The sequence below is a fragment of the Psychromicrobium lacuslunae genome (genome assembly GCF_000950575.1).
In the GTDB taxonomy this organism is placed as follows: domain Bacteria; phylum Actinomycetota; class Actinomycetes; order Actinomycetales; family Micrococcaceae; genus Renibacterium; species Renibacterium lacuslunae.
Genome location: NZ_CP011005.1, coordinates 261,860 through 278,024 on the forward strand (window position 1 = coordinate 261,860; position 16,165 = coordinate 278,024).

Sequence of the window (16,165 nt, forward strand, 5' to 3'; positions counted from 1 at the left end):
AGCCCTCAGACTCAGGTATGAGGTCAATTAGCGAGGAGTTGCCTGAGCATCTGAGTGCGTTGCCGTGCGGATTGCCCGGGCAGGTAAGCCTCGGTAACCGCCAGCGCGATGGAGGGCAGCGCCAAAGGGTCTTGGTAGTACATATACATGGTGCGATGCGTGGGCTGGAAACGAGCCTTGAAAGCGGCTAACGAGCGGAAACCATAGAACGGTTCCAAGGTGACCGCGAGAAACGCCAAGAGTCTAGTCATGGCGTCCTCAGCACGTTCACCATCCTGATTGAAGGAGCCCGCAAGAGGGGTGCCGGAGAGCGAAATTTCGCTGACCTGCTGCTGAAAGTACTTCACTGCGGAAGCGATCATGAATTCCATCACTCCGTTGAAGGAATCCGGGTGACGGCGCATGAAGTCTAGGGTCCAGGAATTGATCTGACCATCTTGATAGACCGGTAACCAACTGGTGACCGCGAGCACGGTGCCGGCGTCGTCCAACGCGACACAGCAGAGCACCGAATCATCTTTCAATTCGTCCAGTCCGCCAAGGGTAAAGCCCAGCTGAGGCAAGGCTTTCTCGGCGACCCACTCCTCGCTGAGCTGGGCAATCTGGGCGCGGACGCCGGGGCTGAAGGAAGCATAGCTGCCCCACAGTTCCTTGATCTCCAGCTTGCGAGCTTTATTGATAGCGGTGCGTACGTTCTGCCATTCCTTGCCCCGGAAGTTCTGTGAGGTCACCTGCAGCCTGGTTTCTTCGGCTACTTCGAGCGGCCGGAATCCCAGTTCCGCAATACCCGGGCCCAGGGTGGCAGGGGCTGAGTAAAAACAGGGCACCAAACCGAGTTCTATGCTGTGGGCTACGAATCCCTGAGCGGCAGCGGCTTGCCAGCGTGGATCACCGAACGGTCCTGCCACGGTGAGCGCCACGCCGTGGTGCACTTGATAACCAATGCCGGCTTGACCGTCTGGGCTGAACCAATAGTGGTTGTTGTCCCATAACGCCATATGGGACAGGGAATCGCCGCCTCGTCGAATGAGTTGCGCCGCCTTTTCCCGGTCTGCCGCCTGGTCGGTGTTCTGACCACTGAATCGCCAGTAATCCCTGATCAGCAAGTAAAGCAGCACCAACCAGATCGCTGCGGCCCCGAAGGTGTACAGCAGGGTGCAGATCAGCCCCTGCGGGAGATTACTATCGAAAGGGCCGGGGAATGGGATCAGCAGGTGCGGCAGCTGTGCCAACAAACTAGTTGGCACGTCATTATCGAGATTGTCCTCGGCGAACCAGGCCACTGAGTACACCACAACCAGCGTCACCGAGAGGATCAAGCTTGTTTTCGCGAGTTGGCGGACGCTTTGCTTAGTAGATGACACCTGAAAAGCGTGCCGGTTGAGAATCAATGCCAGGATCACCAGCAGCGGGGCGAGCACCATGGGGGCGAGGTAGACAGCTAGCACGCTGAGGACCTCCGAGGTGCTGTCACTACCCGGGTCGAGGAGGTAGACCACGCTGACTAGGAGGCAGAGTGCTGCCAAATACCCCTGCACCGCAATGGTGATCCAGAAGGAGAGACGGCGGCCTCGGCGCAGACCTTCGGCGCAGACCAACGAGAGCAACACCGGAATCAGGGTCAGCAGGACGGCCCCTGGGCTACTCGCGCCAACTATAGACTGCAGGTTTTCGCAGGCTGCCTGGTTATTGCAGGCCTCCTTGACCGCCTCAGCGTCGAGACCTGCCTGCAGGGTGAACTGATTGATCAAGGACAGCGGGCCGGCCGAGAAACTCGCTGTGAGCTGGGCAATCAGCGGGCCGATCGCGAAAACCGCGACGATAGTGGCTAACAGAACTCGAGTTTCACGGGTGCTGGAGTGGCGGAGATGGAAGTCCGTTTTGCGCCGGGACAATAATGGGCCGAGCGCAATCCCGAGCAGCGCGCCGAAGAAAGCCAGAATGCTTTGGCCGACGCCGAGATACAGCATGAACATGATGCTTACCGCGAGCAATAAAAGCCGGATCCTGCGACGCCAAAGCATCTCCAGCTGCGCGGTGGTCATCCCGACAGCGGCGCACAAGCCCGCATAGCAACCCACCTGATAGCTGCCGCCTAGGTAGCCCAGCCATTCAGCGTCGTTATTGACTCCCCAGTCGAGCAGCAGATTGAGCACGAAGGAGCTCACCACCGCACCGAGGAAGAAAGCTAAGGCGGTACGCCAGACGCCAGCGAAGCGGCAGGCGAAGCCAAGCCCGATCAGCAGCAACAGACTGCTGACCAGATAGTCCGCCCAGCCAGTGGCAAAAAAGCTCGAGGTGATGAGCGTCCAGGGCTGTCCGCTCGCGGTGCTGAAGTCTAGGGCGAAGGCGGTGAAGGTGGCATCTGACGGGCCGTCAGCTACCGAGCCGGTGAAAATTCCGAGTAACCAAAAGACGAGTAAATACGCCAACGGCAGAGCCAGGGTACGAGGGCTTAACCAGCGCTGACTCCTTGAGGAGCGAGTCGGAATAGTCACGACTCAATGCTAGAGCCTGGGCGGCCGAAAACTGGTAGTCGAAGCTGAGAAATGGATGTAGGCCTACCAAATGGTAATTTTGTGGGGTAGGCCTAGTTCTACAGGAACATCACAGCCATGGAGGCAGTAGCAATGAGCAGTCCCCGAACGCAATCTCCCGGTCGGCCCACCGACGATTCTCTGCTGGGCAATGCTCGAATGATTATTCGCCTGGCGCCTCGGCAGATCAACGATGAAATTTCGCTGGCGAAGCAGGAACTCAAAGCCAAGGGCGTCAAGGTCGGGGTTGCTGCGGCGCTCTTCGGTGCCGCGTTGTTGATCGTTAGCCTGCTGGTGATTGCCTTGGTGGTGGCGGCCATCATGGGTTTGGCTACGGTGATGCCAGCCTGGCTAGCTGCTTTGATCGTGGCGGCCTTTTTCTTGATCCTGATCGCGATTGCGGCGCTGCTTGGGCTACGCAGCTTCAAGAAGGCACTTCCCCTGCTGCCAGAGGAAGCCATTCGTGGACTCAAACACGATCTTGGCATTCTGCGCGAGGGCAATAACTTTGATCCGCAGACACTCGTCAAACCCGAGCTCAGCAAGGAAGAGAAAGAGGCTCTGAAGGCAGAGAAGCTAGCTAAGGCCGAAGAGGCTAAGGCGGAACGCGAAGCAAAAGCGGCGGCCGCCGATCCGGTACCCACCGATGCCGAGCTGCGTGAGCGTCTCAGTGTTCGTCGACAGCATCTGCTGGGGCTCCGGGAGGACCTTTTGCAGCGGATGGACGTCAAAAAGCAGGCGCAGCAATTGCTCGATGATCCGGATTCAGCGGTGAATAAAGTTCGACAAAATTGGCTTCCCTGGAGCGTTGCCGCCGTGTCAGCCACTACTTTCTTCGTTCTGCTGAGAAGGTTGTTCAAGAAGTAAAACTCAGCTGAGTAAAGCGGTTGACACTAATCATTCGGGAATGGAGGGGCGGGGTATGAGGTTGATCGGCGCTGGATCTCGCCCCGGTGAGCCAATCGTGGATCATGACCGCATCGTCACGGTACCGAATATCCTCACAGTGATCCGGTTTCTGGGCGTACCGCTCTTTGTCTGGCTGGTGCTCGCCCGGCAAGAGTACGGCTGGGGGGTTTTAGTGCTGGCAATCATGGGCAGCACCGATTGGGTTGATGGGTACATTGCCCGGCGCTTCAATCAAACCTCGAAGTTGGGACGCATCTTAGATCCGGTGGCAGACCGGATAGCGCTTATTACGGTGGCGATTACCCTGGTGCTCGCTGAGGTGGCGCCGTGGTGGTTGCTCGCGGTGATCATCATTCCAGACGCCGTGCTGTTCACTGTTTCGCTGATTTTCTTCCGCTGGCATCCGGATTTGCCGGTCAGCATTATTGGCAAACTGCGCACTGCGGCGCTTTTGGTCGGTACCCCGATGCTGCTTTTGGCCAAGGCGATTGGCAACGAGCCCAATACACTGACAGTGATCTCCTGGGTCGCTCTCACACTCGGCATCGTCGGGCACCTGATCGCTGCCTACAACTATTTCTGGGCCATTGTGCGCAAGCACCACGAACTGCATCGGCCGGCGCAGCACGACTCCCCGGAGCGTAACGCCTAATGGTGTGGCTCGCGGTAGCCTGTGCGATAGCGGGTGCGTTCTTCCTAGCTTTTGGCGCACAGCGCCAGGGCAGTGCGGTGAAAGCGAATACCGGCGGCTTGGCTTTGGGCGGTAACGGCTTCATGCGGTTGCTGGGTAACCCACGCTGGGTGTTCGGGCTGCTGCTGCTCGGTGCTGGCATGGTGCTCAACGTGGTGGCGCTCAGTCTTGGCTCGCTGACGGTGATCCAACCAATTGGTGCTATTGCTCTGGTGATCACCACGATCGTGAACTCCAAGGACCAAGGCCTGCGGATCAATCGTGCCACCGTGGTGGCGATCACTATCTGCGTCACCGGAAGTGCTTCCTTTGTCTTGCTTGCCGTCAATGTGGTGCGGGAGAACACCCACGTCACGGTGGAGGAAGAGCTCACCATCGTGCTGCTCTTGATCATTGTGGTGGGGATTTTCGGCGGTTCGGTGTTGCTCTGGCGACGCCGTCTCAAGGCTTTCTTCTACATCATCGGCGCCGGAGTGCTTTTCGGTTTCGTTGCGGTGCTGACCCGGATCATTTCCAAGCAGCTTTTCGATCCCAATGGCCTGTTTCTGCTCAATGTGCAGTGGTATTCCATCATTGCCATTGCGGTGGCTGGCGGCCTCGGTTCCTGGTTCGTGCAGAGTGCTTACTCCTCTGGCCCGCCCGATTTGGTGATCGCTGGCCTGACGGTGATCGACCCGATTGTCGGCATCGCGATCGGCATCGCCATTCTGAAGGAACTGCAGCCCAATGTGCCCGCAGTGATCGCAATTGCCATGGTTGTGGCGGCATTGCTTGCTATCGTTGGAGTCATTGTGCTTTCGCGCCATCATCCCGATGTGGTGAAGCGGAAGCGAGATGCCAGAGATGCGGCCAAACGGGCGCAGCGCAAGTAGCGCCCAATCTAGCGGCCCGCGGGGCAGTGATTTCAGGAGTGATAGGTGAGTTCGAGAGCTAAGCACAGTAGAGAGCATCAAAAGCAGCCGGGGGACCTGCCAGAGAACAAACTCGTCGTGCTGATCGCGGCGGATACCTATCCGCCGGACGTCAATGGGGCAGCTCAGTTCTGCTATCGCCTAGCTAAAGGTATGGGCGCCCGGGGACACGAGATGCATGTATTGGCCGCGCGTAGCGAGACCGGACCGAGTTTCACCGAGATTCGCCCGGAGGCGCAGGTGCATCGCTTGCGTTCGCATTCTATTTTTACTCACCCCACCTACCGACTGTGTTACCCCTGGGAGATCAAACGGGACATCTCCTTGCTCTTCGACCGGGTGAAGCCCGATGTGGTGCACATTCAATGCCACTACATGATCGGCAAGGCGACCATTGAGGAGGCAGTACGCCGGGGTATTAGGGTGATCGCCACTAACCACTTCATGCCGGAAAACCTCAATCCTTTCCTACCCTTCCCGGACTGGTTCCTCAAGATCGTGGCGAAGAACTCGTGGCGCGATATGGGCAAGATCATGGGTAAGGCCGCGGTGGTCACCACCCCGACGCCGCTAGCAGCCAAGGCCATGCATGACCATGCTTTCCTGCGCAAGGTGCTGCCGGTTTCCAATGGCATTGATGCCGCAGCCTACGAGTTGGAGCCGGGGGAGCAGTTCGCAGCTTCGGATCGTCCCTCGGTGCTCTTCGCTGGGCGCCTTGCCGAAGAGAAGCACGTTGACGTGCTGATCGATGCTATTGCTAAGGTGCCGGCCGAGTTGAAAGCGCGACTGGAGATTGTTGGCGGTGGCGAAGTGCGGCCCGCGCTGGAGGCTCAGGTGGCTCGATTGGGCATTGCCGATAAGGTGACTTTCCTGGGTTCCGCCTCTGATGAAGAGTTGCGTAAGGCCTATATCCGGGCCGCGGTATTTGTGCAGCCGGGAACCGCAGAACTGCAGTCACTTGTCTCTCTTGAAGCGGCCAGCGCCTCGACGCCGCTGGTGCTCGCGAACGCTATGGCGTTGCCTCATTTGATAGATGACGAGAAGAACGGGTTCTTGTTTGAACCCGGCAATAGCACGGATCTGGCGGAGAAAATCACTCGGATTCTGTCCTTGCCTGCCGAGCAGCAGCGGGCAATGGGAGCGGCGAGTCGTGCCGTTGCTGAACGGCACAGCATTGAGGCAACCCTGCAAACCTTTGAGGACCTCTACTACGGTGCCAGCTACGAGGACAAGATCATTTAGACGCGGTGCGCCAAGCGCCAGCGGATTCCACTAAGATGGGAAAGTTGAGTTTCCGCGCTGCTGCGCAGGGGGCCAACGCGGGGCTGTAGCTCAGCTGGTTAGAGCAGAGGACTCATAATCCTTTGGTCCAGGGTTCAAGTCCCTGCAGCCCTACAAAGTGCCCCTGACCTGCGGAAACGCCGGGCAGGGGCACTTTGCTTTTGAGTGAACCGGAGTGGATCCATCGTTGCCCGCCGCAAGCGAGAGCCCACGAATGATGGCTGGCAGACGGTCGAGCTGAGCAAGAAGACTGGTTTAGCGGCCTACACCTCATGTTTCCAGGGCGAGCGGTAGCCAAAGCGGATTGTTGAATGGCGAGAGTGCAGCAATAGATCGAATTGAAGAGGTTGCAGCCAAGCCCGCCCCTTGCCTGGGTAATCTCAGCGCATGTTAGTATGGCCAATTGATTTACATATCGTCAGTACGTCTGGCGCTGTTTGATCTGATATTGACACGACTGTGAACCGTCGCAGCACCACGTTAGGAAATGATGTTGAAGAAGAAGTCTCTCGCCGCCATTGCCATCACTCTAGGTTTGATTGTGATGGGGCCGATCTCCTCGGCCAGTGCCGCAGGTCCAGGGGATGGCCTTACCACCCCGGACGCAGACGCGGCCCAGGGAACGACTCTGTGTGGCGCGTACCAGAATAAAGGCACGGGCTATACCTACAAGATGGGCAAAGATATTCCGATCTCCAGCGCCGGGTGGGGCCGTCTGTACCAGAATGACCCCTATGGTCTGAAGGTTGCCGATAACATCTGGGCCAAGACCAAAACGCAGCTCGGCTCGGTCTTCCCCCTTCATAACTACACCGATGTCACCTATGAGAAGATCAATACTGCGCCCCCGAATGGTGGTTGGCTCCGGACAAACAACAACCTGAACAAGGCGATGAACAATCTCACCTGCGGTTCAACTTTCCACCTCGGTTTTGTTAAATCCTTACAGTCCGATGCGGCAGCATTGCACTCGGACTTGCCCGCACCCGGACATTTCAAGGTCATTGAGGTGCGCAGCAACGGTGTGTCCTTCATCGGCATCGATGGAGTCATGAAGGACGCGGTGATGAACTTCCGCATCGTTTCAGGAGCGTCCAAGACTTGGCTCAATGTCCACACCACCGGGCCCAAACTATCCTGGGGGTCAGTCGAGGACACGATGCGAAACTTCATGGAGGGCCAGGCCGGCGCAACCTGGCAGGAGTTTGCTAACAAGATCGGCCAGGTGCAGTAACAAGGCCCCAGCAGAAAGCCCAATGAACTAAGACCTTCCCCACGCCGAAGGCCTTGCCAATTCAGCGGTAGCTCCGGCCAGCTGGGCCAGGACCTCATGCGAGTCCGATCAGTTGAGCAATTCAGCACGACGAAAGTGGCCCGACGCCTGATACGGTGTCGGGCCGCTGCAACGCTCGAAACTAGGCTAAGTCTTGTCAGATAGTTACGCCTTGTGATGTATTAAAACGCATGGTGAAACGAATATTAGGAACCTTACTCGCTATTACGGCCCTTGCTGGCGGCATACTCGTTTCTGGGGCAGCGACAGCAACAGCTGCTAACTCTTGCAGTACTCCGCCAACCGGCGGACCCGACGGATATGTAGTCGGATCATGTGCGGGCACCCGGCCAGATACGCAGATCTATTACGACTACATTTGCGTGTCCAACGGAGTGCAGAATCGTAACTACGTCACTGTTGGCTACGGGCAAAGTTTCCGGGTGAAGCCTTGCAATAATCTCGGCGTTTCGGTGGTTCGCTGGAGTTTCGTCAAGCAGACCTCCTAGAACGTGCTGAGCCTGCATAGGTATCCACGAAGCTGCTTCAAAAGCGAAGAGTGAGAGATGTTCAACCTTAACTTGCTGGAGGGCCTGCTGGTGATTATCTGGGTTCTCGGGGTCGTCGCAGCTGTCGCGCTGATCTTCGGGCGTTCCCTCCAGCTTCGCGGGAGGTTCGCGGTGCTGGCGTGCGCGATCTTAGTTCCGCTTATTGGCTCAATTGCTGTGATCGCGTACGCCATTTACCGCTTCGCCAGAAAGCAAGAGCAGCACAAAATTTGAGCACCAACGCCACCTTTTGTTGTGGATCTCTTCTCAGTCCGAACGGTTTCTTAGTAGGTTCTCATTGTGGGCGTGCGGAATTATCTCCTCGAAGGCGTTTCGGGGACCGGGAAGACCTCGGTCGGTCGCGAGCTTGAGCGTCGTGGTTACCAGGTGGTGCACGGTGACCGTGAGCTTGCCTACCAGGGGGATCCATTTTCTGGCGAACGCCGTGAGGGTGTGACGGGGGTAGCCGTTCATGAACATCACCTTTGGTGCGTCGAGAAGGTGAGGGCGCTAGTGGTCGACCACTCCCATTCGGTGACGTTCTTCTGCGGCGGCTCAAGGAACTTCCCAGAATTTATTGATTTGTTCGATGGAGTCTTTGTGCTGACAGTAGACCGCTCGACCTTAATGCGCAGGCTGGACCAGCGGGACGAGACTGAATGGGGAGGGAGAGGGCGGTGGGAGGAGCGCGAACTCATCGAGCGTTTGCACCGTACCGAGGTCGATCTCCCCGCAGCTGGAGTGAGGATTGACGCTTCCCTAGCTTTGTCGAGAGTTGTCGATGAGATCTTATTGGCTACATCCAGCAGTTGCTGAATTTCCAGGCACGCTACGTCGGTTTCGCCCCGCTCGCCGTTGATAACAGTTTTGGTCCGGCGACCTACAACGCAGTCGTTGCAACTCAGCGAAAGTGGAACTTCACCGTGGACGGAATTGTCGGCCCCCAGGTGTGGAGTTTGATTTGCTATCCGCAGATGGGCCCCGGAGGCTGAAAGCGCGGGCCGGGTTGTCGACGAAGATCGCCTGCCAAAGCGTTTCGCCCAGCAGCCGACGGATCCGCTGCCCGGTAGTTGTGAGCAGAGCGGGCATTCCGGGACCTGAATTGACCGATCGGGCCTCGGCGGTGGTGGTGTCCCCGCCCAGCAGCAACTGCGAGTGATGTTCGGCGGCCAGGGCCTCGATGATAGCTAATAGCCGCCAATCAGTGGCATGGTTGGCGCGGGAGGGGCCCTCAAAGCCGAGCCAAACACCACTGCGAGCCAGGTCTTGAAGGTAATAAGGGTCGGGATTGCGACCCAAGTGCCCCAGCACAATCGATATCGGGCTAACCCCAGCGGCCAGCAACTCGTCGAGGACCAGCGCACCGGAAGAGCCGAGTTCTAAATGAATCACCACTGGCGCTCCGGTAGCGGCATGCGCCGCAGCGGCTGCTGCCAGCGAGGTTCGCTCAAAGGTGTCCAAGTGGTGGAAGCCAACGCCGATCTTGATCAGACCGCTGGGTAGCTCCTCGGCATGAATATCGTCGATAAACCTCCTGGTCAGCGCTTCCAGCGATAGCGGAGGCTCCGCTATCGAGTAGTGCTCGCGGCGGTGTCGCCCGGTGGCGCTCAGCAAATGTACGCCGGTGCGTCGAGAGATTGCCGCCAGCTCGGCACGGTGCCGCCCCAAACCGGCCGGGGTCCACTGCACAATGCTCTGGCCCCCCGCGGCCTGGAAGGCCCGCACTTCCGCCTCGGCGAGCTGGCTATCCAGCAGCTCCTGGCCAGGCAGTTTCTCCGAACGGAAGAACAGATGATCGTGGGAGTTGGTGACCCCGAGTGTGTCGCTCTTCAAATCGCCCAGGATGCTTCGAACGATGCTCATAGCGGTGCGCTGACGTGAAGTACGGTATAGAGAATGTCGCCGGTCTCTGGCTCGGGCACGTCGTGATATAGCGCCAGCTGCAGGCTTTGCCAGCGTTCGGTATTGACGCCCAGCGCTGACCCCAGCGCTTCCGTGGCAGTGTGCCGGTTTTCGGTGAGTTCGACGAGCTGTGCCACTTGCGAACCCAACTCCTGTTCGGCCGATAACTCGGAAGAGCGGAGCGTGAGGTAAAGCGGATGATCAGCACTGCACTCCGGGAAATGCTCGAAACCACTAATAGTGGCCGGTAGCCAGCTGTGTACCGCGGGTCGGCCGAAGTCCTTAATGATTCCCTGGAAGCCGCCGCCGCGCCAGTGAAAATCGGCCATTGCCTGGGCCTGCCGCCAAAAGTAAAAAGGTGCGTACTCGTTGACGGTTGAACCGTGCTGGGTCGCCTCGCGGATAGCGTAGAACTTCAAGCCCAGGCCTTCACGTTGGTCAAGCGCCGAGCCTCGTTCCCGGACTCGTCGTCTAATGATTTCCATCTGATAATCGGCCGGTAGTCGAAGTGGATACTGGGCGAGCCAGGAAATTTCCGCGCCGTTCATTCGGCTTTCGCCTCCTCATCGGTGACTGGTTCCCGCCAATCAACTTCTTGTTGCTGCCCGTCCCTCGGTCTGGTCTGCACCGCGAGATGTGTCATTCCGCTGTGCTGGCTAGCCCCGTGCCAGTGTTCTTCACCCGGCTCGGTCCAGACCGCTCGACCCGGAGAGAGCTCGAACTGCTGTCCGTCCCGAGTGCCAACAAAACCGTGCCCTGAGATACAGATCAGTAGCTGGCCATTGGCGTGGCTATGCCAAGCGGTACGGGAATTGACTTCGAAAGAAACCACGAAGGCGTGCAAGGCGGTGTCGGTGCTGGGGATGAAGTCCGCCCCGCTCACCGAACCGGTGAACCGGGGGTCATCGGTGAAGGTGGTCGGGGTCATGTCGACGGCCCTCATGAACGAGCCTGCCCATCGGCGGCCGCGCGCAGTAGTGCCACCGCACCGTTTACGGCGCGTTCGAAGGGTGCCGGATCGTTCTCTGCCCTGGCCAGCACGTAGCCACCCTGAACTATTGCTAGTACCGTGTCAGCGAGCTCAGCCGGTGCCAGGCTGGTCGGTAACTCTGCTGTCGAGACCCCTTCGCTCAACACCTCGGAAATCAGTGCCCGCAGCCGGTTGAAGGTCGATTGCAATATCTCGAAGAGTTCTGGAGTGGTGAGCACCTCAGCGTCCTCGGCCATCCGGCCCACCGGACAACCGCGTAAGACATCTCGCTGCCTCAACAGGTAACTAATAACTCGATCGAGGGCTGGTGTGCCGTTGTCGAGTAGTAGCTTAGCCTTGCGATAAGTGGCCTCGGCGGAGAGCCTAAAGGCTTCAGCGGCCAGCTCGGTTTTTCCGCTGAAATGGTGGTACATAGAGCCTTGCCCAACGGCTGCCTGTTTCATAATGGCCGCCGGGCTGGTCGCGGTGTAGCCGCGTTGCCAGAGCAGTTCCTGGGTGCTTTGGATAAGTCGATCGCGTGCCAGATTCGTCATAATGTACATACTAGTAGTTACAAAATAAATTGAAAAGACTTGTTTATTGAGCGACTCAACACCATCCGGCGCTCCGCCTTTGTTGCTGGCGAGCGTTTCCAATGCCTCAAGGTGAAGACCGTTTCAGAAGTGAATTTTGCTGAGCTGCCAGGGAGCCGCTGGACCGTGAGTCAACTTCGTCAGGGTTCATCAGGGATTAGTGCGGAGGCCTCCGCGCTTGGGGGAAACGGAGGCCTCAGAACACAACATTGGCGTTCCCAGCTCGGGGGGAGAGCCGACGCAGCCGAATTACTTCGGCTCACTAATAAAAGCAAAACTGCTCCCGGTAGGCAACTGTTTAAGCAGGACTTTAACGCGGGACTGCGCTTTGTGAGGCGGCTGCCGAGAGCTATTGAGCGCTAACTTGACTGAGGTTCGCTGGCTTGCCGGCCATTGCTCGCGAGTTGAGCTATCGGTTCAGCAGCCGAATGCTGCTCAGGCTGGAGACATTTCCGGCAGCGTCTACGCTGCGGATTGCCAATTTTGTGCCAAAGTCAGCAGGGATGGTGATGTTGTTTGAGTCCCAGCTGGCGGTGGAGATGCGCTGTCGATTATTTCCCATGCTGAAAATTTCAAAATAGACAATGTGATACTGCGTTGATGCTGGAATCCGCCAACTGATCTTGGCTGTGTTCTGACTGGAAAGTGTCATGCTTGGACTGCCAGGACTGGGGACGCTAGCCACCGGCACTGCGCCGCCACTTAGATAATCGAGATATCCGACGCTGAACCAGTCATAGCCGATGGTCCAAGGACTCCAGTGGTGGGAAAAGCTGAAATTGGTAAAGGCTGTGACATAGGGTGCTGCCGCTTTCATCGCCTCGACTGCGTACTTTACTGTCGCTGCCCCGATCGCTGGGTTGCTTTGGAATAGCTCGATATTTGCCCAGGTCTGCGCGCCGTTATTTGCTGCAGCGACACCGCGGGAGACTGCGGCCGTCCACTCGCTGATCAGAGCGGCGCGGAAGCTATCGGTTTCCTGATAACTGGTGGTCATGTCCGCGTAAACCTGGAGGGCTACCACGTCAATGCTGGTACCACTCAGGCTGATTCTCCAGAACTCTTGATAGTCCGCGCTATTAGGCAGTGCGCTGAAGTAGAAGGGCGAGATCATAATCGGCAACGGCGAACGCTGAGCGGCGGTGGAGACAGCGTCGATAGCCTCGCCGAGCTGTAAAAAGAAGCTGTGCATTATCAGTGGCCGGTTGAGACCGGTGGAGACCACGGCGTCGTAGTTGTTGTTCTCGTAGGGCTGATACCAGCCAGCAATGGTGTCATGATAGGCCGCCCCGTACTGCGCCCATAGATCCTCAGCCAGTCGGCCAGCCAATTCGGCTTGGGTTGCTAGCCAGCTGGCATCGAGTTGCCCGCTGCTGAACCAGGTGGGATTGTCGGTTTGCAGGCCAAGCCAGACGGTCATTCCTGCTTTTTGTGCCGCCCGCAGCGCTGATCCGACGACGTCGACGGGGGCACCATTCGCGGTGGCAATGTGGTAGCCACTCAGGGTCGTTGGGTAGTAGGCGGTTTTCGCGGTGAGGCCGCTATCTGCTTGATCAACTGAGGCATCCGAGAGTGAGGCGGTGAGAACTATTGAGCCGATACCGAGGCGCTGAATTGCGGCGAGCTCTCGATCCCAGCGGAGCTGGTCCCAGGAGGCTGCTTGGCCGGAGCTGAGCAAGCTGGAAGAGAATTGTGGCGGGGTGCTAGCGGATTGCGCAGGCGTCGCAGCTAGGCCATTGAGGGCGAGCAGCAGCAATACCGAACAGAGGAATGCCGCGGTCATTCTCATGGCATGAATTTACTCTGTTTGCCCGGGCCGTTCTAGAGCTCAGGAGAGTAAATAGTTTGTATTCTCAGTGGCTTTATCGTTTAGTTCACTATTGAATATTTTTCCGTGCGAGGATGACAGATCGCCGTCGAGAAAATGGCGAAATCTAGACCGTTCCGGAGGCCGGCCAGACGCCGATAATGACTGACATCACTAGTACCGTGACGAGCTCATGCGAAATGTTAAGCACCGTCAGTCCAACGGTTCGGCGATCAAAAGCATCATGGGTGATGAATCGTGCTGCAGTGAAACCAGCCCACAGTACAACGGCTGTCACGACGGCATTGAGCAGGTAGCTTCCGCCGTAAAATTTCCAGGAAATGAAGGTTGCTCCGGCCAAAACCCAGGCGGTTATAAAGCTCACTACAACTGTTACCGCGATGGGGCCGATGGCGTCTTTGGCCTGGCCCGAAGGTTTGACATCAGCAGCCTTCATCCAATAGTTACCGAACACCTTTGGTGTGTACCAAATGGAGCCGACCAGCATCGAAGAGAGCGTGGCGAGGAGAACAGCCCAGTAATTGATTTGCGGGATCATCATCGACCTCTCTCGATTTTCTCTAAGCTGAGCAGATCATACCTCTGCTTAGCGTTAATTTATCGCGAAGCGGGGGGCGGGCTTGATCGTGCCGCCAGGTCAACTGCCTGAGTTCTCTACATTCCCTGGGTTCCCTGGGTTCCCTTAGTTCCCTGAGGTCCCTGGGTTCTCTGGCTTTGGCGAGGCTAGTGCCTGCTGGCTCGAGGGCGACCTTGTAGGGTTGCCTTCGGATGCTTTACCAGGCGCTCGATCTGAGGTAGGTTACTCATAAGTAACCTACCTATTTCGCCGCAAAGGATTGCTATGTCTAAAAAAGTTGTAGATGTCAATGACCTGCCGTACGCGGACGGTGACTTTTACTCCTTTGAGCAGTTGCTCAGCGATGCCGAGCGCGAACGCTTGCAGCAGGTGCGCGATTTCCTCGCCAAAGAGGTCAAGCCCATCGCTGTGGATTACTGGAACCGCGCAGAGTTCCCGATGGACCTGATCCCCAAGATCGCCGAACTTGATGTGATGAGTCCGGTGCGTCGGCAGGGTTACAGCAATCTCTTTGCCGGTCTAATGCATGCTGAGTTCACCCGAGCGGATACCTCGATCGCAACGTTTATGGGTGTCCACGATGGCCTCTTCACCGGGTCAATCGAGGCGCTTGCCTCGGAGGAGCAAAAAGCTGCATGGCTGCCTGATATCTACGCGATGAAAAAGATCGGCGCTTTCGGCCTCACCGAGCCGCTCGGCGGTTCAGATGTTGCGGGCGGCACCAGGACCACTGCGCGCCGCGAAGGCGACAAGTGGATCCTCAACGGTGCCAAGCGCTGGATTGGTAATGCGACTTTCTCCGATTGGGTAGTCATCTACGCTCGCGACGAGGCGGATAACCAAGTCAAGGCTTTCCTTGTCGACACTAGCTCCGAGGGGTACTCGGCCAGCAAGATTGAGAACAAGATCGCCTTGCGTAGCGTGCAGAACGCGGATATCACGCTGGAGAACGTGGTGGTTCCGGATGAGTTCAAGCTCGCCAATGGCAACTCTTTCAGGGATACCAATAAAGTGCTGAAGGTTACTCGTCTTGCGGTGGCTTGGCAGGCTGTGGGTCAACAGTTGGCAACCTTCGATGTCGCTCGCCGCTATGCCGTTGAGCGGATTCAATTTGGTCGCCCCCTGGCATCTTTCCAGTTGGTACAGGATCAGCTGGTCCAGATCCTGGGCAATGCGGTGGCGTCGATGTCAATGATGGTCCGGCTCTCGCAGCTTGAAGATCAGGGTGAAGCCAAGGATGAGCAGTCGGCCCTGGCCAAGGCTTACACCACGGCGCGAATGCGCGAATCTGTCGCTTTGGGCCGCAGCTTGCTCGGTGGCAACGGGATTGTCACCGATTACGAGATGGCGAAAATCTTCTCCGATGCCGAGGCGATTTACTCGTACGAAGGCACCTATGAGATCAATACCTTGGTCACCGCGCGTGCTATTACCGGAATTTCGGCGATCGTTTAGTCGAGGTTCAAGGAGCTGCCGGCCAGAAGCGTGGCCCTCGTACCCGCCGGGTTAGCCGCCGGGTACGAGCGGTAGTAAGACGGAGGGCTGCCGGTTTCCGAGCATCAGTAGGGGGTTGAGATAGTTCTCGCCGCTTCGCACTCCCCAGTGCAGGCAGTCTTGGGAACTGCAGTGCCCGGCACCTTTGAGTCGACCAATCTGGTCACCGGCTTTGACCGCGGTGCCGAGTGGTAGCGAGCTTTCCACCGGTTCGAAACTGCTCTTGAGACCGTTCTGATGATCAACGGTGATGACCAGTCGGTCGACCACCAGCCCGGCGAAGCTAATGACGCCGTTGGCCGGTGCGAGTACCTGACTGCCCTGGGATGCAGCCAAGTCAACGCCGCGATGCCCTGCCAGCCAGGGCATCGCCGGTGGATCAAAGCCTCTGAGTAGTAGAGGTTTTGGCCGAAGTGGCCAGCTCCAGCCGGTTTGTCGAAAGTTCGTCTGAAACCTGCCGGAGTGCGCTGCACTTGCCTGGGCGAAATCGCCCGGTCCAAGACAGGCCGCCAACGACAGTAGGAGACAGCAAGTCAAAATCATCAGTAACTTTGATGGCTTTCGCGCCCGATTGGTGATGATTGTTCTCATCCTCCTAGCCTCGGTGGGATCGCCGAGACTGCCAAGGGCGAAGGGAAGCTATGTGATGAA

Annotated in this window: 17 protein-coding genes and 1 tRNA gene; 10 read left to right on the forward strand and 8 right to left on the reverse strand. The window is 57.7% G+C overall.

What is annotated here, in order from left to right; all coding sequences use genetic code 11:
• Positions 1-23 precede the first annotated feature (23 nt).
• The gene (locus UM93_RS01170; protein ID WP_045073159.1) at positions 24-2,498 is read right to left on the reverse strand and encodes a bifunctional lysylphosphatidylglycerol flippase/synthetase MprF; all 2,475 of its coding nucleotides are present in this window, start codon (positions 2,496-2,498) and stop codon (positions 24-26) included.
• 132 nt (positions 2,499-2,630) lie between these two features.
• On the opposite strand from UM93_RS01170, the gene UM93_RS01175 reads away from it, so the two are divergent.
• From UM93_RS01175 to UM93_RS18105, 9 genes are all read left to right on the forward strand, one after another.
• Positions 2,631-3,404, forward strand: coding sequence for a phage holin family protein (locus UM93_RS01175; protein WP_045076674.1), 774 nt, complete (start codon positions 2,631-2,633; stop codon positions 3,402-3,404).
• A 55-nt stretch (positions 3,405-3,459) separates the two neighbouring features.
• Positions 3,460-4,098 (forward strand): CDP-alcohol phosphatidyltransferase family protein, encoded by a 639-nt coding sequence (locus UM93_RS01180; protein ID WP_045073160.1) that lies wholly within the window; start codon positions 3,460-3,462, stop codon positions 4,096-4,098.
• A complete protein-coding gene (locus UM93_RS01185) occupies positions 4,098-5,009 on the forward strand; it encodes a DMT family transporter (RefSeq protein ID WP_045073162.1) in 912 nt (303 codons plus the stop codon). Before UM93_RS01180 ends, UM93_RS01185 begins: the two co-directional genes overlap by 1 nt.
• Positions 5,010-5,105: 96 nt before the next feature.
• Positions 5,106-6,290 carry a glycosyltransferase gene (locus tag UM93_RS01190; protein WP_045076675.1) on the forward strand — a complete coding sequence of 395 codons (1,185 nt, stop codon included), beginning with the start codon at positions 5,106-5,108 and terminating at the stop codon, positions 6,288-6,290.
• A 79-nt stretch (positions 6,291-6,369) separates the two neighbouring features.
• A tRNA-Ile gene (locus UM93_RS01195) sits at positions 6,370-6,443 on the forward strand.
• Between the two features lie 373 nt (positions 6,444-6,816).
• A complete protein-coding gene (locus UM93_RS01200) occupies positions 6,817-7,563 on the forward strand; it encodes a hypothetical protein (protein WP_157874067.1) in 747 nt (248 codons plus the stop codon).
• Between the two features lie 605 nt (positions 7,564-8,168).
• Positions 8,169-8,384, forward strand: a complete 216-nt coding sequence (locus tag UM93_RS01205; protein WP_045073164.1) for a hypothetical protein — start codon at positions 8,169-8,171, stop codon at positions 8,382-8,384.
• A 66-nt stretch (positions 8,385-8,450) separates the two neighbouring features.
• A complete protein-coding gene (locus UM93_RS01210; protein WP_045073166.1) occupies positions 8,451-8,966 on the forward strand; it encodes an AAA family ATPase in 516 nt (171 codons plus the stop codon).
• Positions 8,960-9,142 carry a peptidoglycan-binding domain-containing protein gene (locus tag UM93_RS18105; protein ID WP_157874068.1) on the forward strand — a complete coding sequence of 61 codons (183 nt, stop codon included), beginning with the start codon at positions 8,960-8,962 and terminating at the stop codon, positions 9,140-9,142. The genes UM93_RS01210 and UM93_RS18105 overlap by 7 nt, the downstream gene beginning before the upstream one ends.
• On the opposite strand, the gene UM93_RS01215 is transcribed toward UM93_RS18105, so the two are convergent.
• The 6 genes from UM93_RS01215 to UM93_RS01240 all read right to left on the reverse strand — a co-directional run bounded on the left by UM93_RS01215 (position 9,069) and on the right by UM93_RS01240 (position 13,981).
• Complete coding sequence (locus UM93_RS01215; RefSeq protein ID WP_045073168.1) at positions 9,069-10,013, reverse strand: phosphotriesterase family protein; 945 nt, start codon at positions 10,011-10,013, stop codon at positions 9,069-9,071. The genes UM93_RS18105 and UM93_RS01215 overlap by 74 nt on opposite strands.
• A complete protein-coding gene (locus UM93_RS01220) occupies positions 10,010-10,600 on the reverse strand; it encodes a DUF4865 family protein (RefSeq protein ID WP_045073169.1) in 591 nt (196 codons plus the stop codon). Before UM93_RS01220 ends, UM93_RS01215 begins: the two co-directional genes overlap by 4 nt.
• Positions 10,597-10,995: a cupin domain-containing protein gene (locus UM93_RS01225; protein ID WP_045073171.1), complete on the reverse strand. Its 399-nt coding sequence runs from the start codon at positions 10,993-10,995 to the stop codon at positions 10,597-10,599. Before UM93_RS01225 ends, UM93_RS01220 begins: the two co-directional genes overlap by 4 nt.
• Positions 10,992-11,576: a TetR/AcrR family transcriptional regulator gene (locus tag UM93_RS01230; protein ID WP_234399352.1), complete on the reverse strand. Its 585-nt coding sequence runs from the start codon at positions 11,574-11,576 to the stop codon at positions 10,992-10,994. The genes UM93_RS01225 and UM93_RS01230 overlap by 4 nt, the downstream gene beginning before the upstream one ends.
• Positions 11,577-12,024: 448 nt before the next feature.
• Positions 12,025-13,404: a DUF4434 domain-containing protein gene (locus UM93_RS01235; protein ID WP_082056963.1), complete on the reverse strand. Its 1,380-nt coding sequence runs from the start codon at positions 13,402-13,404 to the stop codon at positions 12,025-12,027.
• Between the two features lie 145 nt (positions 13,405-13,549).
• Positions 13,550-13,981, reverse strand: a complete 432-nt coding sequence (locus UM93_RS01240) for a DUF1761 domain-containing protein (protein ID WP_045076677.1) — start codon at positions 13,979-13,981, stop codon at positions 13,550-13,552.
• Positions 13,982-14,284: 303 nt separating this feature from the next.
• Here UM93_RS01240 and UM93_RS01245 point away from each other — a divergent pair, with 303 nt between their 5' ends.
• Positions 14,285-15,475, forward strand: a complete 1,191-nt coding sequence (locus UM93_RS01245; protein ID WP_045073174.1) for an acyl-CoA dehydrogenase family protein — start codon at positions 14,285-14,287, stop codon at positions 15,473-15,475.
• A gap of 51 nt (positions 15,476-15,526) precedes the next feature.
• Here the strand turns inward: UM93_RS01245 and UM93_RS01250 are convergent, their stop codons facing one another.
• Positions 15,527-15,883, reverse strand: coding sequence for a M23 family metallopeptidase (locus UM93_RS01250; RefSeq protein WP_234399353.1), 357 nt, complete (start codon positions 15,881-15,883; stop codon positions 15,527-15,529).
• Positions 15,884-16,165 lie beyond the last annotated feature (282 nt).